15 protein-coding genes, 3 tRNA genes and 3 rRNA genes are annotated in these 22814 nt (G+C 63.3%); 15 read left to right on the top strand and 6 right to left on the bottom strand.

All coding sequences use genetic code 11. The features are described from left to right. Positions 1-125 precede the first annotated feature (125 nt). From IY716_RS13585 to IY716_RS13555, 8 genes are all read left to right on the top strand, one after another. Positions 126-1650, top strand: a 16S ribosomal RNA gene (locus IY716_RS13585). Between the two features lie 457 nt (positions 1651-2107). Next, positions 2108-5221 (top strand): 23S ribosomal RNA (locus IY716_RS13580). Positions 5222-5518: 297 nt separating this feature from the next. Then, positions 5519-5635 (top strand): 5S ribosomal RNA (gene rrf / locus IY716_RS13575). Together the 16S, 23S and 5S rRNA genes with 1 tRNA gene alongside form the textbook arrangement of a ribosomal RNA operon. 149 nt (positions 5636-5784) lie before the next feature. After that, positions 5785-5858 (top strand) — tRNA-Pro (locus IY716_RS13570). 460 nt (positions 5859-6318) lie between these two features. Further along, complete coding sequence (locus IY716_RS13565) at positions 6319-7383, top strand: alpha/beta fold hydrolase (protein WP_255316777.1); 1065 nt, start codon at positions 6319-6321, stop codon at positions 7381-7383. Beyond that, positions 7380-7937 carry a hypothetical protein gene (locus IY716_RS13875; protein ID WP_255316776.1) on the top strand — a complete coding sequence of 186 codons (558 nt, stop codon included), beginning with the start codon at positions 7380-7382 and terminating at the stop codon, positions 7935-7937. Before IY716_RS13565 ends, IY716_RS13875 begins: the two co-directional genes overlap by 4 nt. A gap of 443 nt (positions 7938-8380) precedes the next feature. Further along, entirely contained in the window at positions 8381-9067 is a 687-nt protein-coding gene (locus tag IY716_RS13560; RefSeq protein ID WP_218222165.1) for a hypothetical protein, read from the top strand. A gap of 14 nt (positions 9068-9081) precedes the next feature. Beyond that, complete coding sequence (locus IY716_RS13555) at positions 9082-9630, top strand: helix-turn-helix domain-containing protein (protein WP_369699724.1); 549 nt, start codon at positions 9082-9084, stop codon at positions 9628-9630. On the opposite strand, the gene aceB is transcribed toward IY716_RS13555, so the two are convergent. Beyond that, positions 9620-11221 (bottom strand): malate synthase A, encoded by a 1602-nt coding sequence (gene aceB, locus IY716_RS13550; protein WP_218222163.1) that lies wholly within the window; start codon positions 11219-11221, stop codon positions 9620-9622. The genes IY716_RS13555 and aceB overlap by 11 nt on opposite strands. Positions 11222-11325: 104 nt before the next feature. Here aceB and IY716_RS13545 point away from each other — a divergent pair, with 104 nt between their 5' ends. Continuing rightward, the gene (locus tag IY716_RS13545) at positions 11326-12108 is read left to right on the top strand and encodes an IclR family transcriptional regulator (RefSeq protein WP_218222162.1); all 783 of its coding nucleotides are present in this window, start codon (positions 11326-11328) and stop codon (positions 12106-12108) included. Here IY716_RS13545 and IY716_RS13540 read toward each other — a convergent pair. From IY716_RS13540 to IY716_RS13530, 3 genes are read right to left on the bottom strand one after another with little or no spacing between them, the layout of a single operon-like run. Continuing rightward, positions 12089-13360 (bottom strand): DUF4032 domain-containing protein, encoded by a 1272-nt coding sequence (locus tag IY716_RS13540; RefSeq protein ID WP_218222161.1) that lies wholly within the window; start codon positions 13358-13360, stop codon positions 12089-12091. The genes IY716_RS13545 and IY716_RS13540 overlap by 20 nt on opposite strands. 9 nt (positions 13361-13369) lie before the next feature. Next, the gene (gene otsB / locus IY716_RS13535; protein WP_218222160.1) at positions 13370-14161 is read right to left on the bottom strand and encodes a trehalose-phosphatase; all 792 of its coding nucleotides are present in this window, start codon (positions 14159-14161) and stop codon (positions 13370-13372) included. 3 nt (positions 14162-14164) lie between these two features. Beyond that, positions 14165-15700, bottom strand: a complete 1536-nt coding sequence (locus tag IY716_RS13530) for a trehalose-6-phosphate synthase (RefSeq protein ID WP_218222159.1) — start codon at positions 15698-15700, stop codon at positions 14165-14167. A gap of 187 nt (positions 15701-15887) precedes the next feature. Here IY716_RS13530 and IY716_RS13525 point away from each other — a divergent pair, with 187 nt between their 5' ends. The 3 genes from IY716_RS13525 (at position 15888) to IY716_RS13515 (ending at position 18562) form a co-directional block, all read left to right on the top strand. After that, on the top strand, positions 15888-16739 hold the full coding sequence (locus tag IY716_RS13525; RefSeq protein ID WP_218222158.1) for a thioredoxin domain-containing protein: 852 nt from the start codon (positions 15888-15890) through the stop codon (positions 16737-16739). Between the two features lie 53 nt (positions 16740-16792). Then, positions 16793-16865, top strand: a tRNA-Thr gene (locus tag IY716_RS13520). A 74-nt stretch (positions 16866-16939) separates the two neighbouring features. Then, on the top strand, positions 16940-18562 hold the full coding sequence (locus IY716_RS13515; RefSeq protein ID WP_218222157.1) for an MDR family MFS transporter: 1623 nt from the start codon (positions 16940-16942) through the stop codon (positions 18560-18562). A 96-nt stretch (positions 18563-18658) separates the two neighbouring features. Here the strand turns inward: IY716_RS13515 and IY716_RS13510 are convergent, their stop codons facing one another. Together IY716_RS13510 and IY716_RS13505 are read right to left on the bottom strand one after the other, a co-directional pair. Beyond that, complete coding sequence (locus IY716_RS13510) at positions 18659-18964, bottom strand: AzlD domain-containing protein (protein WP_218222156.1); 306 nt, start codon at positions 18962-18964, stop codon at positions 18659-18661. Beyond that, on the bottom strand, positions 18961-19671 hold the full coding sequence (locus IY716_RS13505; RefSeq protein ID WP_369699723.1) for an AzlC family ABC transporter permease: 711 nt from the start codon (positions 19669-19671) through the stop codon (positions 18961-18963). The genes IY716_RS13510 and IY716_RS13505 overlap by 4 nt, the downstream gene beginning before the upstream one ends. Before the next feature lie 120 nt (positions 19672-19791). Here IY716_RS13505 and IY716_RS13500 point away from each other — a divergent pair, with 120 nt between their 5' ends. The 3 genes from IY716_RS13500 to IY716_RS13490 all read left to right on the top strand — a co-directional run bounded on the left by IY716_RS13500 (position 19792) and on the right by IY716_RS13490 (position 22777). Then, positions 19792-20490, top strand: coding sequence for an NAD(P)H-binding protein (locus IY716_RS13500; protein ID WP_218222155.1), 699 nt, complete (start codon positions 19792-19794; stop codon positions 20488-20490). Between the two features lie 62 nt (positions 20491-20552). Then, positions 20553-20626 (top strand) — tRNA-Val (locus IY716_RS13495). Positions 20627-20725: 99 nt separating this feature from the next. Further along, positions 20726-22777, top strand: a complete 2052-nt coding sequence (locus IY716_RS13490; RefSeq protein ID WP_218222154.1) for a threonine/serine exporter family protein — start codon at positions 20726-20728, stop codon at positions 22775-22777. The last annotated feature ends 37 nt before the right edge of the window (positions 22778-22814 follow it).

The following is a 22814-nucleotide window of genomic DNA, read 5'->3' as shown; positions in this document are numbered from 1 at the left end:
AAATTTAGCCAAGGATTCATTCCGGTGTCTGTGATCAATGATGGTGGAATCGTGAGGACCTTGTTTTTCTGGCAAGGTCTGGTTCTTCTCGTTGTTGATTGTGGATGCTGATCTCTTATTAATTTTTAATGGAGAGTTTGATCCTGGCTCAGGATGAACGCTGGCGGCGTGCTTAACACATGCAAGTCGAACGATGAAGACCGTGCTTGCACGGTTGGATTAGTGGCGAACGGGTGAGTATCACGTGAGTAACCTTCCCTTAACTCTGGGATAAGCCCGGGAAACTGGGTCTAATACCGGATACGACCAGTCCTCGCATGGGGTGCTGGTGGAAAGATTTATCGGTTTTGGATGGACTCGCGGCCTATCAGCTTGTTGGTGAGGTAAAGGCTCACCAAGGCGATGACGGGTAGCCGGCCTGAGAGGGTGACCGGCCACACTGGGACTGAGACACGGCCCAGACTCCTACGGGAGGCAGCAGTGGGGAATATTGCACAATGGGCGAAAGCCTGATGCAGCGACGCCGCGTGCGGGATGACGGCCTTCGGGTTGTAAACCGCTTTCAGCAGGGAAGAAGCGCAAGTGACGGTACCTGCAGAAGAAGCGCCGGCTAACTACGTGCCAGCAGCCGCGGTAATACGTAGGGCGCGAGCGTTATCCGGAATTATTGGGCGTAAAGAGCTCGTAGGCGGTTTGTCACGTCTGCTGTGAAAGCCCGGGGCTCAACCCCGGGTGTGCAGTGGGTACGGGCAGACTAGAGTGCAGTAGGGGAGACTGGAATTCCTGGTGTAGCGGTGAAATGCGCAGATATCAGGAGGAACACCGATGGCGAAGGCAGGTCTCTGGGCTGTTACTGACGCTGAGGAGCGAAAGCATGGGGAGCGAACAGGATTAGATACCCTGGTAGTCCATGCCGTAAACGTTGGGCACTAGGTGTGGGGGACATTCCACGTTTTCCGCGCCGTAGCTAACGCATTAAGTGCCCCGCCTGGGGAGTACGGCCGCAAGGCTAAAACTCAAAGGAATTGACGGGGGCCCGCACAAGCGGCGGAGCATGCGGATTAATTCGATGCAACGCGAAGAACCTTACCAAGGCTTGACATGGACCGGACCGCTGCAGAGATGCAGTTTCCCTTCGGGGTCGGTTCACAGGTGGTGCATGGTTGTCGTCAGCTCGTGTCGTGAGATGTTGGGTTAAGTCCCGCAACGAGCGCAACCCCTATCCTATGTTGCCAGCACGTCATGGTGGGGACTCATGGGAGACTGCCGGGGTCAACTCGGAGGAAGGTGGGGACGACGTCAAATCATCATGCCCCTTATGTCTTGGGCTTCACGCATGCTACAATGGCCGGTACAATGGGTTGCGATACTGTGAGGTGGAGCTAATCCCTAAAAGCCGGTCTCAGTTCGGATCGAAGTCTGCAACTCGACTTCGTGAAGTTGGAGTCGCTAGTAATCGCAGATCAGCAACGCTGCGGTGAATACGTTCCCGGGCCTTGTACACACCGCCCGTCAAGTCACGAAAGTGGGTAACACCCGAAGCCGGTGGCCTAACCCTTGTGGGGGGAGCCGTCGAAGGTGGGACTCGCGATTGGGACTAAGTCGTAACAAGGTAGCCGTACCGGAAGGTGCGGCTGGATCACCTCCTTTCTAAGGAGCTGGACCCGAGTCGGGTCCGCCACTTCATGTCGCCGTTCGTGTGACTGGTGGTTTGCTCAAGGGTGGAATATCAACGAATCGTCATCACGATGCTTGGCACTGGTTTCTCCGGTACGCCTGTCTCTCACACTTGTGTGAGGGTTCACGGGTCGGAAAGAGTTTCTGGTGTCTAAAGTTCGTGGTGCTTGGCACACTGTTGGGTCCTGAGACAACAATGGTTGTTTCATGATCTGGCCCTCGGCTTCAGGTAGCCAGCCCGTGTGAGCGGGTTGGTGATGGTGGTGGGGGTTGTTGTTTGGGAACTGCATAGTGGACGCGAGCATCTTTGTTCTTTTGAACAAAATACTCGAATCATGCTGGTCACACCGTTGGTGTGGTCAGTGTTTTTTGTGTCAATTTTTAGTCGAGCGCTTAATTTTGAGTGTCATCGCAGCTACTGTGATGGCGGTCGTAAGTGTTTTAGGGCGCATGGTGAATGCCTTGGTAGTAGGAGCCGATGAAGGACGTGGGAATCTGCGATAAGCCTGGTGGAGTTGATAACCGAGCGTTGATACCAGGATTTCCGAATGGGGAAACCCCGCATGCTGTGATGGTGTGTGACCACCGGTTGAATGTATAGACCGGTTGGAGGGAACGTCGGGAAGTGAAACATCTCAGTACCGACAGGAAGAGAAAACAATGTAGTGATTCTGTGAGTAGTGGCGAGCGAAAGCGGATGGGGCTAAACCGGTTGCGTGTGATACCTGGTAGGGGTTGCGTGATCGGGGTTGTGGGACATTTCGTGGAGGATCTACCAGTCCTCTGGGTTGAGGTGCGGGCGTATAGACGAAGAAGGTTGAGTCCTTCGCCGTAGAGGGTGTGAGTCCCGTAGTCGTAATGCGTTCCGCCGGCCTGTGAGTGTATCCCGAGTAGCACGAGGCTCGAGGAATCTTGTGTGAATCAGCCAGGACCACCTGGTAAGCCTAAATACTACCTACTAACCGATAGTGAATCAGTACCGTGAGGGAATGGTGAAAAGTACCCCGGGAGGGGAGTGAAATAGTACCTGAAACCATGTGCCTACAATCCGTCAAAGCATCCATTTGGGGTGTGATGGCGTGCCTTTTGAAGAATGAGCCTGCGAGTTAGTGCTCAGTGGCGAGGTTAACCCGTGTGGGGAAGCCGTAGCGAAAGCGAGTCTGAATAGGGCGTTTGAGTCGCTGGGTCTAGACCCGAAGCGGAGTGATCTACCCATGGCCAGGTTGAAGCGCGTGTAAGAGCGCGTGGAGGACCGAACCCACCTAGGTTGAAAACTGGGGGGATGAGCTGTGGGTAGGGGTGAAAGGCCAATCAAACTCCGTGATAGCTGGTTCTCCCCGAAATGCATTTAGGTGCAGCGTTGCGTGTTTCTTGCCGGAGGTAGAGCTACTGGATGGCCGATGGGCCCTACAAGGTTACTGACGTCAGCTAAACTCCGAATGCCGGTCAAGTGAGAGCGCAGCAGTGAGACTGTGGGGGATAAGCTTCATGGTCGAGAGGGAAACAGCCCAGACCACCAGTTAAGGTCCCTAAGCGTGTGCTAAGTGGGAAAGGATGTGGAGTTGCTTAGACAACCAGGAGGTTGGCTTAGAAGCAGCCATCCTTGAAAGAGTGCGTAATAGCTCACTGGTCAAGTGATTCCGCGCCGACAATGTAGCGGGGCTCAAGCACACCACCGAAACTGTGGCATTTAGTCCCTTGTGGACTGGATGGGTAGGGGAGCGTCGAACACTGCGGTGAAGCAGCAGCGTAAGCTCGTCTGTGGAGTGTGTTCGAGTGAGAATGCAGGCATGAGTAGCGAAAGACACGTGAGAAACGTGTCCGCCGAATGACTAAGGGTTCCAGGGTCAAGCTAATCTGCCCTGGGTTAGTCGGGACCTAAGGCGAGGCCGACAGGCGTAGTCGATGGACAACGGGTTGATATTCCCGTACCGGTATAAGACCGCCCATGGTGATCTGGTGATACTAACTGCCCGAATCGTGCTAGAGCGGTTCCCTTCGGGGAACTGACGTGTACGAGGAGCGCAGGACCTGAACCGGGGAGCCAAGCGTATTAACAGGTGTGACGCAGGAAGGTAGCTGAGCCCAGCGATGGTTGTCTGGGTCTAAGAATGTAGCCCGAGTCCTAGGTAAATCCGGGACTTGTTATATGGGTGAGACTTGATGGGCCCCCACTTTGGTGGGGGATTCAGTGATCCTATGCTGCCAAGAAAAGCATCGACGCGAGGGCTTGTACCGCCCGTACCCATAACCGACACAGGTGGTCAGGTAGAGAATACTAAGGCGATCGAGAGAACCACGGTTAAGGAACTCGGCAAAATACCCCCGTAACTTCGGGAGAAGGGGGACCACCCTGGTGATCCAGGCTTGCTTTGGTGAGCTGGTGGTGGTCGCAGAGACCAGGGGGAAGCGACTGTTTACTAAAAACACAGGTCCGTGCGAAGTCGTAAGACGATGTATACGGACTGACTCCTGCCCGGTGCTGGAAGGTTAAGAGGAAGGGTTAGCCACTTGTGGCGAAGCTCTGAATTTAAGCCCCAGTAAACGGCGGTGGTAACTATAACCATCCTAAGGTAGCGAAATTCCTTGTCGGGTAAGTTCCGACCTGCACGAATGGAGTAACGACTTCCCCGCTGTCTCAACCGTGGACTCGGCGAAATTGCACTACGAGTAAAGATGCTCGTTACGCGCAGCAGGACGGAAAGACCCCGAGACCTTTACTATAGCTTGGTATTGGTGTTTGACATCACTTGTGTAGGATAGGTGGGAGACTGTGAAGCGGCCACGCTAGTGGTTGTGGAGTCATCGTTGAAATACCACTCTGGTGTTGTTAGGCATCTAACTTCGGGCCCTGATCGGGTCCAGGGACAGTGCCTGGTGGGTAGTTTAACTGGGGCGGTTGCCTCCTAAAGAGTAACGGAGGCGCCCAAAGGTTCCCTCAGCCTGGTTGGCAATCAGGTGTCGAGTGTAAGTGCACAAGGGAGCTTGACTGTGAGAGCGGCAGCTCGAGCAGGAACGAAAGTTGGGACTAGTGATCCGGCGGCACCGTGTGGAAGGGCCGTCGCTCAACGGATAAAAGGTACCTCGGGGATAACAGGCTGATCCTGCCCAAGAGTCCATATCGACGGCATGGTTTGGCACCTCGATGTCGGCTCGTCGCATCCTGGGGCTGGAGTTGGTCCCAAGGGTTGGGCTGTTCGCCCATTAAAGCGGTACGCGAGCTGGGTTTAGAACGTCGTGAGACAGTTCGGTCCCTATCCGCTGCGCGCGCAGGAGATTTGAGAAGGTCTGTCCTTAGTACGAGAGGACCGGGACGGACGAACCTCTGGTGTGTCAGTTGTACTGCCAAGTGCACCGCTGATTAGCTACGTTCGGGATGGATAACCGCTGAAAGCATCTAAGTGGGAAGCCGGCTTCAAGATAAGATCTCCGTCACCTTTAAGGTGTGAAGGCTCCCAGCTAGACTACTGGGTTGATAGGCCAGATGTGGAAGCGCAGTAATGCGTGAAGCTGACTGGTACTAATAAGCCGATCACTTACACCACACATCATTTTGTGTGCTCGGTGAAGTTTTGATTGAACACTGCGTGTTCGCGTCCACTAGGCGGTTCTCTGCCAACAACCCCGTGTCACTCGTGCGCCCCTTTTTTGGGGGTGTGGGTGGTGTGGGTCAGGTAAGAACACGCCCCTACTTGTGCACTTGTATTGGTGTGATGGTGTGGGGTGTGTATAAGTGAAGAGTGTTGTTGTGAGTTTAGGTTTACGACACCGTAGTACCCCGCCATGGGTCACCTGTTGTTTTGGTGTGTGTGGTGGTGTGGGAAGGGTGTTGTTCTAGAGTTACGGCGGTCATAGCGTGGGGGAAACGCCCGGTCCCATCCCGAACCCGGAAGCTAAGGCCCACTGCGCCGATGGTACTGCACACTGGAGTGTGTGGGAGAGTAGGTCGCCGCCGGACACAATTTAAGGGTTGAAGCCCGGTCCCCGTTCGTGGGACCGGGCTTCACCTATACCCAGACACAGTCGCCGTTTTGGCCGTCGTGGGTGTTCTTGGATAGGATGAATCTCTGCGCGTGGGGATCGGAAACGGTTCCGCTCGCAGATTCACGGGGTGTGGCGCAGCTTGGTAGCGCGCGTCGTTCGGGACGACGAGGTCGCAGGTTCAAATCCTGTCACCCCGACCGTAGGCATAGAGGGCCGCTGGATTGCAGAGATGTAGTTCGACGGCCCTCTTTTGCGTGCTCGGGGTACTTTCGCCGCGTGTCAGCGACCCATCTTTCCGATGCCTCTGCAGACGAGGAGGCGTACTCCCCGTTGGCCGGCGGATCATCGCCATGGGGAGGGAAGGGGATAGCCGAGTCGTAGCGGGCCCTGAGCTCGATCAGCTTCTGACGTTGGTCCTCCCGGGGTCCAGCCACAGACTGTAGAGATTCAGGCGCTAGCCCCCGCAGACCGGGGACACACATCGACCATGCCGTTCACACACACCGCGCACTGTCATCCAGTACAAGCTTCGCCTCGATCGGCGCTTCCTTGGCAGCCGGAGTTGACCTGCATGTGTCGGACCGGCGTTCATTGACCGAGCGTCGTGGGCGGACGGACACTGAAAGACCGAGGCATTCAGTGCGGGGCGGAGGCGTCATGGAGAAGTTGCCGCTGGTCTATGTACGCGGTTTCGCCGGAGGTGAGACCGGAATCGAGCGGGCCGTGGAGGACCCGTTCTATGGGTTCAATGAAGGGTCCGTCCATGTTCGGGTGGGGTCCTCGGGGCGTCCTAGCTTCTACCAGTTCGAGAGCCCGCTGTTGCGTCTGATGACTGAAGACCTGTTGGGCAGCGGCTCGGCCGAGAGCGGCTATTCGCTGCTCGTGCATGGCAGTCAGGAGCGCTACCTGGAGAATGCCGCGCCGGGTTCTGTGCCTCCGGCATCGATATGGGTGCATCGGTTCTACGACATCTCCGCACCCAGTTTGACGACGCATGCGCGCAACGGCGACCCCGAGGAAGATGGGGAGGGCCCTGACACCCTTCGACCCTTCGATCTGTCATCGGCGGCGGTATCGCTGTTGGACTTCATCCTGCTGATCAAGGATCGCACCGGAGCTCCTCGCGTGCATCTCATCGCCCATTCCATGGGTGGCCTCATCTGCCGGTGTCTGCTCCAGAAGGTGCTGCCCGATCGCGGCGACCACGGTCTGAACCATGTGGATCGGCTCTTCACCTATGGGACCCCGCATGGTGGAATTCACTTCACACTCGGGTTCGGGCTCTTGGAGAAGATGCGAGACACGTTGAACATCCATGGCGGCAGCATCTTCGGGCCGCGTGAGATGTATGCCTATCTGACCCCAGAGGCCGAGCGCGCCGAGCGACCGCCCTCAGGGTGGAGGGCCAATCAGATCCCAGCACAGGCATTCCCCGCAGAGCGAGTGTTCTGCCTGGTGGGCACCAACTCGGCCGACTACGACGTCGCGCTGGGACTGCCTGCCCAAGCGGTGGGCCCCAAGAGTGATGGATTGGTGCAGATCGAGTCTGCCTATGTTCGCTCACCAACTTTGCCTTCGTCCACCGCAGCCATTCGGGCCGATATGGCCTGGTCAACTCCGAGGAGGGCTACCAGAACCTCAAACGATTCCTCTTCGGGGACCTTCAGGTCACCGCGGATCTGGTCAATTACCGTCTGCCCGGGGAACCCGATGCTGAGGTGACCTGGCAGGCCGAGACTCGGCTCTCGGTGCGCGGGCTTCCCATTGTCATGCACGAGCAGCTGGCTGCACACCAGTGCCCGATCCAGCTGGAGTGGCCCCGCGGGACCGACACCGCCGACCGGCCCACCCCGTTGGTCACGACTTTTCTCTCCTCCCGGGAGAGCCGCCCCGGCGGTGCGAAGATGCGCTACATGCTCCAGCTGAGGGTCCTCTCTCTGCGGGAAACGCATGGCATCTTCAGCTTCGGCGACCACCTCGAGGCGTCCGCAGACCTCGACGACGTGCTGGTGGTCGACATCGAGGCACCCACCGAGGAAGAGTCTCACCCCCGCGTGTGGGCAACCTGGGCCTCGGTGATCGATTCACCGCTGCGCGACTACGACCCCACCGATGACGCCGTGCTCACAGATGAGCACGACGCTCCGGGACTCTGGGTCAGGCACGTCCCGCTGCCGACTCCTGGGGGAGCGTTCCTAGGCGCCTCCGCCGCCGTCCGGCTCACCGTGCAGAGCAGGCGATCCGCGGACGATCCCAGCTACTTCGGCGACCCTTGACGGGGAAATCCGGCGAGGAGGAACCTGGTGCAACCTCGCCGAGGTGAGGAAGTCCTTGAGACTTCGCGATGCGGAAGTGACACCATGTCTGATGAGAACAAGCCCGCCCCTGGGGCCATCGGCTTTGCGGTCGACCGGGTCGGGGAACTACGTCCAGGCACGTCCGGCTCAGCAGCCGGACTGGCGCTTCTGTGAGACCTGCTACGGACTGTTCTACCTTCCCGATATCGGATATACCGCTGCGCGGGGTGGGAGGGGACACACAGACCAGGCCGGGACAGGTACGTCCTCACCTGCACCCCCGACAACGTCTGAGTCCACTGCCGGTAGACACCGCCGCCGGGGTGTTGATCGCCCGAGAAAATACTCTGTCTCTACCAGGCCAAATGCCGGAGGATCCCTCGCCGCGTCCAGAGACTGTCCACCCCCGCGAGATATCCTGTATGAACAGTCAGCAGAATCCGCAGGAGGTCACCATCGGCGCTGAACTTTCCGGCCGGGCGCAGAACAACCCGGGCTCGTCGCAGGCGCGCCTTGGCCTGACCCTCCTCGCTTTCCTCCTCGGCTTCGGACTGATGCTGCTGGTCATGCTTCCCAACCTTTGGGCGTTGCTGGCCGGGGCCGTGGTCGGCGGCGCCGCGGCTGCCGGCACCTACGGGATCTTGGCGGGCAGGGAGCAGTCACGGCTGCGCCGGTCCGAGCAGCTGAACCAAGACCAGGATCGTCTGAGGTCCGAACTCGCCTCCATCGATCAGACTGTGCGCAGTCGGTCGGCTCAGCTGCCTCCTTCCACGCAGGGACAGCTGAGAATGATGGTGGTCGGTCTCGAGGACATCGTGGACCGCTGGGACTCACTGGCCCGTTACCCTGAGCATCACGACGCGGTGAACCGCACCATCAAGAGACATCTGCCTCGGACGCTCGAGCTGTTTCTGGCACTGCCAGACACCGAGAAACCTCGTCACGCGGCCGAGTTCAAAGCCCAGATAGGACTCCTCGCAGGCGGCGTCGCGAAGACCCGGGACACCGTGGTCTCCAAGAACCTGCAGGCGCTGCAGACCAACCGGTGGTTGATCGAGGAATCCCTCGTCGATCCGGACGAGAAGCTCTTCAGAGACCACGGGCTCTAGGTCCCGACGCTGACGTGTCACTCTCCCCGGCGTTGATCACCGAGACCGCCCGATCCCTGCTGATCCGGTACGGGCTCCCCGATGTCTCGATGCGGCGTCTGGCCAAAGAGCTCGGCGTCGCCCCCGGCGCCTTGTATTATCACGTCTCCAGCAAGCAGGAGCTGCTGACTCAGGTCGCCCAGGCGATTCTCGTCCCGCTGCGCGCAGAGAGGACCGATCCCAGGACGCTCATGCTCCGGCTCCGCGAGCTGATGCTGCCGCTGCGCGACTCCGGGGATCTGCTGCTGCTCGCCTACGCACTGGACCCTCAGCTTCCGCCAGCGCATGTGCTGCCCGCTCAGCTGCGTGCTCAAGGTTGGGGCGAGGGCGACGCCGCGCGCGCCACGGCCGCGGTCATGCGATTCGCACTGGGCGCCATCGCGACCGAGCAGAACCAGCGTCTGCTCAATGCAGACCAGAACACCGGTGAAATGCCCGGCGAGGGCCCTCAGGCCGTGGAGGCAGAGCAGATCTATCTCCACGGCCTGGAAGCTCTGCTGGGGGGTGCTTCGCTCAGGGCATGAGTTCGTAGGCAGGCAGCGTGAGGAAGTCGATGTACTCCTCGTCGAGCACCAACGCCCGCACCACACCCGCAGCCGGCTCAAAATAGTCGCTGAAGCTCTGCTCGTCGTCGATCTCCGCGCGCAGACGCGCGACTTCCTCATCGAGCAGCGATGCGGCCAGTTCCGCGGTGACGCGGACTCCCGTGTCCGCGGTGACGGTGCCGTTGTGGATCTGCTGCCACACCTGGGAGCGCGAGATCTCCGCGGTGGCGGCATCCTCCATCAGGTTGTGGATCGCCACGGCCCCGTTGCCGGAGAGCCAGATCGCGGTGTAGTACACGGCGACGTAGAGATTCATCCGGACTCCGGCTTCGGTGACGTCGCCCTCGGCGGCTTCCACGTCCAGCAGATCTGCAGCGCTGACGCTCACGTCATCGCGCTGGCGCTGCAGCTGGTTCGGTGCATTCCCCAGCACGGAATCAAACTCGGCGCGGCAGAGATCGACGAGATCTGGATGGGCCACCCATGACCCGTCGAATCCATCGCCAGCTTCCCGTGATTTGTCCTCGCGCACCTTCTCGATCGCTCGCGCCGTGACCTCGGGCTCCCGACGGTTAGGGATGAACGCCGCCATGCCGCCCATGGCGAAGGCGCCGCGCTTATGGCAGGTCTTGACCAGCAGCTCGGTGTAGGCGCGCATGAACGGCTGGGTCATCGACACCTGAGCTCGATCCGGCAGCACGAATTTCTCACCAGAGGCCCGGAAATACTTGATCATCGAGAACAGGTAGTCCCACCGCCCGGCGTTGAGACCCGAGGCGTGGTCGCGCAGCTCATAGAGGATCTCCTCCATGTGAAACGCGGCGGGCAGCGTCTCGATCAGCACGGTGGCCCGAACTGTCCCGTGGTCTATGCCGAGGGACTCCTCAGCGAAGCTGAAGACCTGGTCCCACAGCCTCGCCTCCGCGTAGTGCTCCAACTTCGGAAGGTAATAGAAGGGCCCTCGTCCCTGATCCGAGAGGACCCGCGCGTTGTGGAAGAAGTGCAGCCCGAAGTCCACGAGAGCACCGATGGCGGGGAGTCCGTCGACCTCAAGGTGCTTCTCCGGAAGGTGCCACCCGCGCGGCCGCACGACGACGGTCGGGGTCTCAATGTCCTCTCGGATCGAGTAGCTCTTCCCCTCGGCGGAGGTGAACGCGAGCGTCCCCGCAGCGGCCTCGGCCAGGTTGCGCTGCGCGTCGATGATGTTGAACCAGTTCGGGGCCAGCGCATCTTCGAGACAGGCCAACCAGACCTTCGCGCCAGAGTTCAAGGCGTTGATCGCCATCTTGGCCGGGGCAGCGGGCCCGGTGATCTCCACCCGACGGTCCTGCAGCGCCGCCGGGTGATCGGCGACAGACCATGTGGATTCCCGCACCTGGCGGGTCTCGGACGGGAAATCCACCGCTCCGGTGCGGGCGGCCTCCTCCTGTGCCGCGCGGCGGTTCTCCAACAGCTGGTCCCGCGTCGCGGCGAAATGCCGGTGAAGCTCCTCGAGGAAGGCCAGGGCGTCCTCGGTCAGGATTGCTTCGACGCCGGGAACCTCATAGGGGGCGTGGACAGTGATGCTCATGCGCTGCTCCTTTGCAGTGATGAAGATTCTCGCGAGGAGGCTGCTCCGCCGGATCTGCTGGAGCGGCCTCGTCACCCCTATTCCTATGGCATAGAGTTCGCATCATGGAAGCAGAAGTCCGGGATGCGGACTCACAACGGGTTCAGGTGGTCGAACGCGCCTTCACGCTGCTGCGCGTTCTCGACGAGGCCGGTGGTGCGGCCACTGCCGGGGAGCTCAAGAGGGCTTCCGGCTTGGCGGGCCCCACGGTCCACCGCCTGCTGCACACCTTGATCGGCTTGGGCATGGTCCACCAGCTGGCTGACCGCCGCTACGCACTGGGCGCCAACCTCGTTCCGCTCGGGGAATCGGCGACCCGCCAGCTGGGCGGGCCCGCGGTCCCGCAGATGCAGGCCCTGGTGGCCGAACTGGGAGAGAGCGTGAACCTCGCGGCCATGGAGTCGGAGATGATCGTCTACATCGGCCAGGTGCCCTCACCGCACACTATGCGCTTGTTCACCGAGGTCGGACGCCGGGCCCACCTCCATTCCACTGGGGTGGGAAAGGCGCTGCTCGCGGGGCTTGAACCAGCGAGGGTGCGGGAGATCCTCCTGGCCACCGGGATGCCCGCGCTGACCGAGAAGACCCTGACCCGTCCGCAGTCGCTGCTGGACCAGCTGCCAAGGATCGCCGCCCAGGGCTACGCGCTCGATGACGAGGAGCAGGAGATGGGTGTGCGCTGCCTCGCCGTCGTCGTGCCGCAGGGACCCACGCCGATGGGACTGTCCGTCTCAGGGCCTACGGGGCGCATGGATGACGGCTTCGTCCGCCATGCGGTGCCGCTGATGCGCCGCACCGCTGCGGAGATCGGGCGTCGGCTGAGCAGGCTCAGCCCTCGTCCCTGGTAGGACGGCCCAGCTGGTCGATGACGTCCCCTGGCGGATCGATCATCAACGTGGCTTCATCGCGCAGACCCTTGAGCTCCTCGTCGATGAAGGAGGGCAGCGCCTGATCGAGACTGACATCCCGGTGCTCACGCTCCGAGAGCTGCCAGCGATGATCGATGAGCTGGTGCATGATCTCGGCCGGTTCGAGCTTGTTGCGCAGCTCCTTGGGGATCTTGCCGATGAGCGGCTGGAAGATCTCCTGGGTCCACATATGGGCAGCGATCGCCTCGTCCCCGTGTGGATCGGTCTGCGCCCGGTAGGCGTCGATCGCGCCGAGCAGCCTGCGCGCCTGGTTCTCCTGGACATCGAGCCCGGTGAGATTCATCAGGCGGCGCTGGTGGTGTCCCGGGTCCACGACCTTGGGCCGCAGGAGCAGCTTGGAGTCTTCGCGCATGGAGCGGATGTCGTACTCCTCGACGTCGAAGCCCAGCTCGTTTAGCCGACGGATCCGCTCCTCGATCAGCCACTGCTGATCCGGGTTGAACGCCGTGTCTCCGGTGAGCTCCTGCCACAGCCCGCGGTAGGCATCGATGAACTGGTGCGAGGTGGCCACCGGATCGACGTCTTCATCGACCATCCCGCCTTCCATGAGGTCCATGAGCTCTCCGGCGATGTTGACCTGGGCGACGTCGAGATCGTACTCACGCTGCCCCGTGGAGAGCTTGGGGTGGATCTCACCGGTCTCCGCGTCCACCAGGTAGGCGGCGAACTGTCCCGCATCGCGGCGGAAGAGCGTGTTCGACAGGGACACGTCGCCCCAGTAGAAGCCGATCAGGTGCAGCTCCACCATCAGCAGCGCCTGCGCGTGGATGAGTCGCAGCAGGGTCTCCTTGCGCATCATCTGATTGAAGACCGCGCGATAGGGCAGGGAGAACCGGAGGTGCCGGGTCACCAGCGCCGGGGAAAGCTCCTCGCCCTCCGGGGTGGACCGACCGGTGACCTCTGCGACCGGCTTCACGCACGGCGCCCCGAGCTTGCCGAGCTGCCTCAGCATCCGGTACTCGTGTCGGGCGGCGCGCTCGGAGGTCTCCTTGATCGCGATGACCGAGCCGCCCAGATACGCGAAGCGGACGATGTGCCGGGAGATGCCCCGAGGGAGAGCGGCGATGACATCTTCGGGCCAGTCCTCCAGGGGGACCTGCCAGGGCAGCTCCAGCAGCTCCTGCGGGATTGTTCCTGAGGCGGTCAGTCCGAGACCGGGGACAGTCGACATGGGTGATCCTTAAGAGTCCGGGCGTGCTTCCTGGCTGTGACCGGCGCGCCGGTCGGCGATGAGCCTGAGAACAGCGGCGAGGTCCTTGGGCGCGGCGATGCGGTGCCCCGCGGCGGTGTCGCCCTCGCCGACCTTGATGCCGATGTCGGCTCCCTCCAGCACGGCGAAGCCCTGCTCGTCCGTGACGTCGTCGCCGGCGAACAACACCGCGTCGGGGGAGGTGTGCTCTCGCAGATCCGTGATCCCCTCGCCCTTGGTCGCGAGCACGACGACGGATTCGAGAACCTTCTTGCCGTCCTTCAGGTAGGCGCCGTCGACCAGCGACAGAGCGGCGCGCCCGTGCTCAAGGACATGCTCGGCGAGGTCTTCGCCGTCGACATTGCGCACATGCAGTGCGGCGCCTGCCGGCTTGTGCTCGACCCAGGCCCCCTCGGCATCTGCCGCCACCTCGGTGAGGGTGTCGATGATCTGTCCGCGGGCCATCTGCTCGGTCGTGCTGAGCTCAAGCCCGGGGGCGTCTCCGCCGAGGTCCTTCTCCGCTCCGTGGGAGCCGATCAGCAGCACTCCCTCGGGTGGGGCTGCGAGTTCGCGCAGCGTGTCCAGTGAACGCCCGGAGACGTAGGCCAGATCCACGCCGTCCATCGCGGCCAGTGCCTCGATGGCGCGGGCGTTCTCCGGCACCGGCCGCGCATCTGCGGCGACGGAGGTCAGTTCGGCCACGCAGCCGTCGAAGTCCAGCGCGATCAGAATCTTGGCATGGTCAGCGAAGCGCTCCAGCGCCGTGGTCAGTGACTGATCCACGGTTCAGCCCTTCACCGCGGCGGCACCGGTGAGCTCCGCGAGCCGGTCCAGGAAGTCCGTGGCCCAGCGGCGCACATCATGATGGACGACCTGCCGGCGCAGATTCTCCATCCGCGCGCTGGCGTCCGCGCTGTCCATCGTGGTGGCGCGCAGAATCGCGGCTTTGAGCTCGTCCACATCATGGGGGTTGATCAACAGGGCCTGGCGCAGCTGATCGGCGGCACCGGTGAACTCGGAGAGCACCAGCACGCCGTCGTCGCCGCGCCGAGCGGCCACGTACTCCTTGGCCACCAGGTTCATGCCATCACGCAGAGCGGTGACCAGCATGACGTCAGCGGCGAGGTAGAGCGCGACCATCTCTTCGATCGGGTAGGAATGGTGCAGATACCTGATCGCGGGGTGGGAGAGAGTGTCGAACTCGCCGCTGATCCGGCCCACGGTGCGTTCGATCTCCTCCTTCAGCAGCCGGTAGCTTTCCACGCCCTCGCGGGAGGGGCTGGCGACCTGGACCAGGCAGACCTGGCCCACGGTCAGTGAACCGTTCTGCAGCAGCTCCTCGTAGGCCTTCATCCGGTGCCGGATGCCCTTGGTGTAGTCCAGGCGGTCCACTCCGAGCAGCAGCGTCTCCGGGTTGCCGAGCTCCTCGCGGATCTCCCGGGCACGAGCAATGATGTCCTCGCGCTTGGCCAGCGCGGTGATGGTGGCGGTGTCGATGGAGATCGGGAACTCCTTGGCCTCCACGATCCGCGCGGCGCCGCTGGCGGGGGCGACGAGGGACTTGACGGCCGTGCCGCGGTCGGCATCGGCGTTGAAGCCGGCCAGCGGTGACCCGTGATCCGGGGCGTCGGTCTGCAGCGGGACGTGGATCATGTCGTCCTCGACGTAGTAGCCCATCCGGTTGTGCACGGCGCGTCGGAAGTTCGAGGCGTCCGAGGCGCGCTGGAATCCGATGAGGTCCGCGCCGAGCAGCCCCCGCAGCACCGAATGGCGCCAGGGCAGCTGGGCAAAGAGTCCCGGGGGAGGGAAGGGGATGTGATTGAAGAATCCGATGGTGAGATCCGGGCGCAGGTCGCGCAGCATCGCGGGCACGAGCTGCAGCTGGTAGTCCTGGACCCACACGGTGGCCGACTGAGCGGCGACGTTCGCGGTGTACTCGGCGAAGCGCTGGTTCACCCGGCGGTAGGCCTCGAACCAGTGACGGTGGAAATCCGGGCGAGCAATCACGTCGTGATAGAGCGGCCACAGGGTGCCGTTGGAGAATCCTTCGTAATAATCCTCGACGTCGTCGCTGCTCAGAGGCACCGGTACGAGGTGCATGTCGCCGTGGTCGAAGGGCTGAATCTCGTCATCCGCGGCGCCGTGCCACCCTACCCACGCGCCCTCAGACTGCTCCATCAAGGGGGCGAGCGCCGTGACAAGCCCACCGGGGGAGCGTTCCCAGCCCGTGGTCCCGTCCTCATGGGTCACGTGATTGACGGCCAGACGGTTGGCCACCACCACGAAGTCATAGCCGTTCCCGTTCTCAGTGCTTTCTGACAAAGTGGCACACCTTCCATGCGTGGCTCAGGACACCCCCTGACGGCAGTGATGCCGCATTACGACCCTATACCCTGGTAAGGATCCATACCCTGTATCTTGATCACTGCCCCATCTCGATCACAGCCGCACCGTGATCACTGTCCAGTCACCTGGGCAGACATGATTCCCATCAGTAACCGGAGAGCCCATGGCCCGCAGCCCAGAGACCTCGAACAACGCCAGCGCACGCGATAAGGCGCGCAAGATGCAGCAGGAGCAGGAGCGCAAGCAGAAGCTCACCTCCGTGCTGCTGCGAGTCGGAGTGGTGGTGGTCGCGCTCGCCGTCGTCATCGGCCTGACCATCTTCGTGATGAACCGGGATGACTCCGGTCCGGCCGCAAGTGAGGGCTCGGCCCCCGCGGCCGCCAACGAGCAGGGCGGCTTCACGCTGACCTCCTCCACCGAACTGGCCGAGGGCGATGACCTGGGTCAGATCGACGCCTCCGCCGTCGAGGAATCGGAATCGGAGATGCCCCCCGGCGTGACAGAGCGGGCCGAGGGCGAAGTGCCCCACATCATCATCTACAGCGATGCCTACTGCATCCACTGCGCGAACTTCGAAGCCGAACACGCTGACCAGCTGAAGGAGTGGCTGGACGCGGGGCTGGTCACCGTGGAGTACCGCTCCATCGCGTACCTGGGTTCCTCCACGAACTACCCGGCGCGCGCTGCAAATGCCTTCGCCTGCATGGTCGAAGAGTCGCCGGAGAACTACAGCGACTACGTCGCCCAGGTGACCGCGAACCGTGTGAACAACGATGAGATCTCCAACGATGATCTCGCCGCGCTGGCCAGCGACACCTACGACGCCGACATCTCCCAGTGTGTGGAAGACGGCACCTACCGGGCCTTCGCGAGCTACACCACCGAGAATGCTCGGGCCGCCGGCATCGAAGGCACACCGAGCGTCTTCGTCGACGAGGTCTCCTGGGCCGACTCGGAGCGTCCCTTCCGCGAACTGGTCGAAGAGCACATCGAGGAATATCAGTCGGAGAACTGACGTTCACGAACTGATACCATCGGTGACTGGCGCCGCGCGCTGCGCGGTGCCTTGCCTCCTTAGCTCAGCTGGTAGAGCAGCTGTCTTGTAAACAGCAGGTCGTCGGTTCGAACCCGGCAGGGGGCTCTCATAAACCCCAGAGTGGTATCACCCTTAGTGGTGCCCCACTCTGGGGTTCTTTAGTGTTCTATGGAGGATCAGTGACAGCTTCACCGAATAGCGCCGCGCCGCAGAAATCGGCTCCGCGCGCAGCACCACCGGGTGACGACGGCCGGCTCCCGGCCAGCGACAAGCTCACCATCGGCGCGCTGCTGGTCTCCACCTTCGTGATGATCCTCAACGAGACCCTGATGAATGTGGCGCTGCAGCCCCTCATGGAGGAGTTCCAGGTCTCAGAGCCCACGATCCAGTGGCTGACGACGGCCTTCATGCTCACCCTGGCCACCGTGATTCCGATCACTGGCTTTCTGATGCAGCGTTACAGCCTCCGTGGGGTCTTCACGGTGGCCATGAGCCTGTTCATCCTCGGCACCGCGCTCGCCGCCGCCGCACCCGGGTTCGAGGTCCTGCTCGCCGGACGTGTGGTCCAGGCCAGCGGCACCGCGATCATGCTGCCGCTGATGATGACCACGGTGCTGACACTGGTGCCGCTGCATCGTCGCGGCGTCGTCATGGGCAACATCTCCATCGTCATCTCGGTGGCACCCGCCACGGGTCCGGCACTGTCTGGTCTGATCCTGCATGTCGCCGAATGGCGCTGGCTGTTCCTGATGATCCTTCCCATCGCCGTCATCGCCCTGTTCCTCGGTCGCCCTCGGCTCAATAAGGACGCGGGCACGAAGGGCAAGGGGCTCTCCATTCCCTCACTGCTGCTGGCAGTCCCGGGCTTCGGCGGCGTGGTCTACGGCATCAGCCAGATCGGCGGCGGACACGGCACCCAGGAGGTCTCCGCGGACGCCGCTCCCGGAGTGGACCCGGTGGCCATCGCAGTGCTCATCGTCGGCGTCATCTGCCTGACCGCGTTCGCTCTGCTGCAGGTCAAGCTGCAGAAGTCCGACTCGGCGCTGCTGAACCTGAAGCCCTTCGCCTTCACCATGTACACCCGCGCACTGGGCATGATGCTGCTCATGATGATCGCGCTCTTCGGAGCGCTCATCCTGCTGCCGCTGTTCCTGCAGACCGTCCGCGGTCTGGACACCCTGCAGACCGGCCTCATCATGCTGCCCGGCGGGCTGCTGATGGCGCTGATGGCGCCGATCGTGGGGCGCCTCTATGACCGCGTGGGCCCGAAGCCGCTGGTGATCCCGGGAGCCTCGATCCTGATCGTGGCGCTTCTGGGCATGAGCCTGCTCTCGCCCACCAGCCCGGTGCCGATGGTCCTGGGCCTGCACCTCTTCCTCTCCAGCGGACTGGCGCTGCTCTTCACCCCCGCGTTCACCACCGCGCTGAACCCGCTGCCGAAGGCGTTGTACTCCCACGGGACCGCCGCGCTGAACACGCTGCAGCAGCTCGCAGCCGCCATCGGCACGGCCGCGCTCGTGGCCGCCGTCGGTCTGGGCACCGCCGCTGCGGTGAACTCCGGGATGGATCCCGACGCGGCCGCCGTCGAAGGCTTCCGAGTGGCTTTCCGGCTCGCCGCCGTGCTCAGCGTCGGCACCCTCATCCTGGGTGCCACCCTGCGCGCCACGCCAGCCGGGGTGCACGAATCGGAGGCGTCCGGCGAGGCAGCTGCCGGCGACGCGGAGCTGAGCGCGTCGGAGCTGAAGGACACCGACGTCGAGAACCGGGCCCAGGCCCAGGCAGGGTCCAGCAACCAGTCCTGAACGTCTGCCGGTCGCGCACGCGCCGCCGGCGCTTCTCGAGCCCCGCATGGTCTGCTTTCCAGACGGTGCGGGGCTCGAGTCGTTCACCGCTGCGCGTCAGCCCAGCGCGCGAATCCCTGCCGCCGTCGCAGCACCGACCAGCACCACCACGATGAACGGAGCGCGCAGCAGCAGGGCCACTGCGGCCGCGGCCAGCGCGCCGAGCCGAGCATCGATCACCACCGTCTGATCCGCGGAGAAGGTGTTCATCGCCACCAGGGCCGCGAGCAGACCGATGGTCAGCATCGCCGAGACCCGGCCCACCGCAGGATGTTTCAGCCAGCCTTCCGGGACCAGATAGCCCAGCAGCTTCGTCGCGTACACCGCAGCGCAGGCTGCCAGCACCCATAGCCACAGACTCATGTTCGGCCCCCCTTTGATGTCAGGCCCCAGATCACCGCGACGACGGCGGCCGCGAGCACCGGAAGCCCGGGGGCCAGCAGCGGCATGGTCAGCGTGGTGACCAGTGCGGCCAGCACGGCGAGCGCCCACGAGTCCAGAGACTTCAGTCGCGGCCAGAGCAGTCCCAGGAAGGCTGCCACCACCGCGCCGTCGAGCCCCAGCGCCTCCGGATCGGCGATCACGTCTCCCAGCAGCGCTCCGAGCACGGTGGCCAGATTCCAGAACAGATAGCAGGCGATCCCGGCGCCCCAGAATCCCCGCCGCTGTTCCACCGGGTCCTCGGCCGACATGGCCACGGCGGCAGATTCATCGATGGTGATCTGCGCAGCGGCCAGCCGCTTGAACCCCTGTGGATTCAGCAGCGCCTTCATCTGCACCGCGTAGATGGTGTTGCGCCCGCTGAGCAGAGTGGAGGCTCCCAGGGCCGCCGCCCCGGTGCCGCCGGAGGCGAGAATCCCGATGAACGCGAACTGCGACGCGCCGCTGAACAGCAGCGCGGAGAGCGCCACCGTCTGCCACAGGGACATTCCGGCGGCAGTCGACAGCGCACCGAAGGACACCCCGTAGAGCGAGATCGCTGCGGCGATGGACAGCCCCATGCGCAGCGCCGGAGAGCGTCGCAGGGATGTGCGCGGATCAGCGCTGGCTGGGGAAGGTGGGACTGGCACGCGTGCAAGTCTAAGGAATAGTGGGCACGCTGAAGTGTTGTGAGGGGAGAACCGCACGGGAGCACCAACACCCTGCGGACCCGATTGGATCAGGTCACCCTGACACCGAAGGAGAACCTCATGGCTGAATCACAGCGCGTCGTCATCATCGGCGGCCACGGCAAGATCGCTCTGCTGGCCGCCCCCAAGCTCGTTGCCGCCGGCTTCACCGTGGACTCACTCATCCGTGACCCGGATCAGTCTGCCGATGTCACCGAGGCCGGAGCCACGCCGCGGGTCCTCGACATCGAGTCGGCCGAGACCAGCGAGATGGCCGAGGCCTTCGCCGGCGCCCACGCCGTCGTGTTCGCCGCCGGAGCCGGTGGCGGCAACCCTGCCCGCACCAAGGCCGTGGACCAGGAAGCAGCCGTGCGCAGCATGGACGCGGCCGTCCAGGCCGGAGTGTCCCGGTACGTGATGGTCTCGTATGCACGCAGCCAGACCGACATCGACTCCGTGGATCCGACGAGCTCCTTCTACCCCTACGCGCTGGCCAAGCACCAGGCCGACAACCACCTGCGTGCCAGCAGCCTGGACTACACGATTCTCGGCCCCGGCGCGCTGACCCTGGAAGCAGGCAGCGGAAAGATCAAGGTGCTCGAGCCTGCGAAGGCTGGGGAGGTCATGTCCGAAGAGGGTGCCTCCGTGGACACCTCTCGGGAGAATGTCGCCCAGGTCATCACCGAAGCGCTGGCCACCGGCTCCGCCGTGCGCGAGACGGTGAACTTCCTGGACGGTGAAACCCCCATCTCGGAGGCGCTGGCCTCGGTTTCGTCCTGAGACTTAACCGGTGGTAACCTTTTGAGGCACTTGGACGCGGTTTTCCGCGCGCGGGTGCTTCAGGATCTGTAGCTCAGTTGGTTAGAGCGCTCGCCTCACACGCGAGAGGTCGATGGTTCGAGTCCATTCAGATCCACTTTCTTCGCCTGTACTCCAGGCACCATCACTCACACACCTCAAGGCCCGGGCTTCTGCCAGGGTCCTTTTGTGGTTATGTTGCTTGCGAGGAGGGTTCGTGGCATCGGAACACACTGAACGGCACTCCACCGGGGAGTACGTCGCCGAGGCGATCGACCCCGTGCGCAACGAGCCCACCGCCGATGTCACCCATATTCCGGTGGTCCACTCCACCCAGGAGATCCTCGACGAAACCCCGACCGGTTTCGTGCAGACCCTGCGCAGCTCCTTCGCGTCCTCCTGGAACGCCTCGGCCGAGGCGGAGGCGGCACTGGAATGGGAGGAGTACGACGCCGATGCGGTGGCCCGATCCGCCGCCGTGGACGAGAACGAATCCGCCCGGCATGAGTACGTCGCGGATCCACGCTTCGAGCAGTCCTACACGACGCCGCAGGACGCCAGCGAGGTCACGGACCACTACGCCTTCCCGATCACCGGTGACTGGCAGCAGACCGATGCGCTCGGTCCGCAGATTCCCACCGGCCCGCAGGAGACGACGACCTCCTGGGCGCACCGCGTGGAGCAGTCCCAGGAACCGCCCGCCTCGGGTCTGATCAGCCTGCCGCACAGTGCGCCCGGCGCGCCGCTGCGGCAGTCGCCGATGAGCCATTCCCCGAAGCGTGGCGCCCTGCTGCGACCCTCCTGGCTGAAGGGACGCCGCGAGGCGTCGCGCAGCGCGGACTTCGACCCCAGCGTCTTCGATCGGAAGCCCCGCTCCCCGCAGGTGCTGCGGCGCATCATGCAGGCCGAGCGCGCCGCGACCGGCTTCGTGCCGATCGTCGACCGTCTCGCCGGCACCCCCTATGCAAACCCCTACCAGCCTGATCAGCAGGTGGAGACCGACGAGCTTGCCACGATCGCCTTCGTGCTGGACCTCGGTGAGGCGCTCTTCCGCTTCGGCGCCGGCGCGCTGGAGGTGGAGACCTCCATCATCGCGGTCACCGCCGCGTTCGGCATGAAGAACACCGACGCCGACATCACCAACCAGTCGATCAGTCTGAACTGGGCCCCCGAAGGCAAGATCCCGTACTCCCGGGTGCGTGTGGTGCGCTCGTGGTCGAACAACTTCCGGGCGCTCGCCTCGGTGCACCAGCTGGTCACTGACATCATCGCGGGTCGCCTGACCCGCGGGGATGCCGAGGATCGCCTGCGGGAGATCACCCGCGAGCCCAAACCGTACCCGCGCTGGATGGTCACCATCTGCGGCGCGATCTTCGCCAGCTTCTTCGCCGCCTTCCTGGGTGCTCCCATCCTCGACGCAGCGATGGGATTCGCAGCCACGATCCTGGTGCTGTGGACCGTGCGGCAGCTCGCGACCTGGCGGGTGCCGGAGTACTTCGGTCTCGCCGCCGGAGGGTTTGTCGCGACCTCGTTCGCGATGGGGGCCTTCGCGATGGATATGCCGATCCGGCCCTCCATGGTGGTCGCCGGCGGGCTGATGATCCTGCTGCCATCGGCACGGATCGTCTCCGCGATCCAGGATGGGATCAACGGGTTCCCCATCACCGCGGCCGGACGTCTTACCTCGTCGATGATCGCGTTCGCCGGGATGACCTCGGGGATCATGGCGGCGGTGGTGATCGCGAACCTGCTCGGCGCACCACCTATCGAGGTGGCGGTGGGTCTGACGCGCATCTATCACCCTACGGTCCTCGTGGCACTCGTCTTCCTCGCGGCCATCGCCGCGGCGGTCGTGGAGCAGGCGAGCTGGCGGATGCTGCTGCCCATCGGTGCGGTCTCGGCGCTGGGCTTCTCCGCGTTCTATGCGGCAGAGCTGATCGGCCTGGGGGAGCGCATCACGCCGGTCTTCGGCGCAGTGGTGGTCGGAGGCCTCGGGCGGATCCTCGCCCTGCGCCTGGGCTCACCGCAGCTGGTCGTCGCCGTGCCGGCGATGATGTTCATGCTGCCCGGGCTGATGGTCTTCCGCGGGATGTACGCCATTGCGATGGACTCCACCACGGACGCCATGATGGGCGGGCTCACCGAGCTGTTCAACGCGCTGATCATCATCATGGCGATCGCCGCCGGGATCGTGCTCGGCGACGTCCTGATGAGGCCGCTGACCGCAGGGCTGCAGTCTCACGAACGGGCGCGCACGCGCCGTCGTTGAGCCGGACCCGCAGACCCGCCGTCTCCAGATCCACCGC

The sequence above is a fragment of the Nesterenkonia sp. Act20 genome (genome assembly GCF_019173455.1).
In the GTDB taxonomy this organism is placed as follows: Bacteria; Actinomycetota; Actinomycetes; order Actinomycetales; family Micrococcaceae; genus Nesterenkonia.
This window is presented reverse-complemented; position numbering and strand designations above follow the sequence as displayed.

Coding starts and splice junctions, on each gene's coding strand:
- IY716_RS13565 (WP_255316777.1), top strand. CDS start 6,319: ATGGAGAAGTTGCCGCTGGTCTATGTACGCGGTTTCGCCGGAGGTGAG.
- IY716_RS13525 (WP_218222158.1), top strand. CDS start 15,888: ATGGCCCGCAGCCCAGAGACCTCGAACAACGCCAGCGCACGCGATAAG.
- IY716_RS13510 (WP_218222156.1), bottom strand. CDS start 18,964: ATGAGTCTGTGGCTATGGGTGCTGGCAGCCTGCGCTGCGGTGTACGCG.
- IY716_RS13500 (WP_218222155.1), top strand. CDS start 19,792: ATGGCTGAATCACAGCGCGTCGTCATCATCGGCGGCCACGGCAAGATC.
- IY716_RS13560 (WP_218222165.1), top strand. CDS start 8,381: ATGAACAGTCAGCAGAATCCGCAGGAGGTCACCATCGGCGCTGAACTT.
- IY716_RS13545 (WP_218222162.1), top strand. CDS start 11,326: ATGGAAGCAGAAGTCCGGGATGCGGACTCACAACGGGTTCAGGTGGTC.
- IY716_RS13540 (WP_218222161.1), bottom strand. CDS start 13,360: ATGTCGACTGTCCCCGGTCTCGGACTGACCGCCTCAGGAACAATCCCG.
- aceB (WP_218222163.1), bottom strand. CDS start 11,221: ATGAGCATCACTGTCCACGCCCCCTATGAGGTTCCCGGCGTCGAAGCA.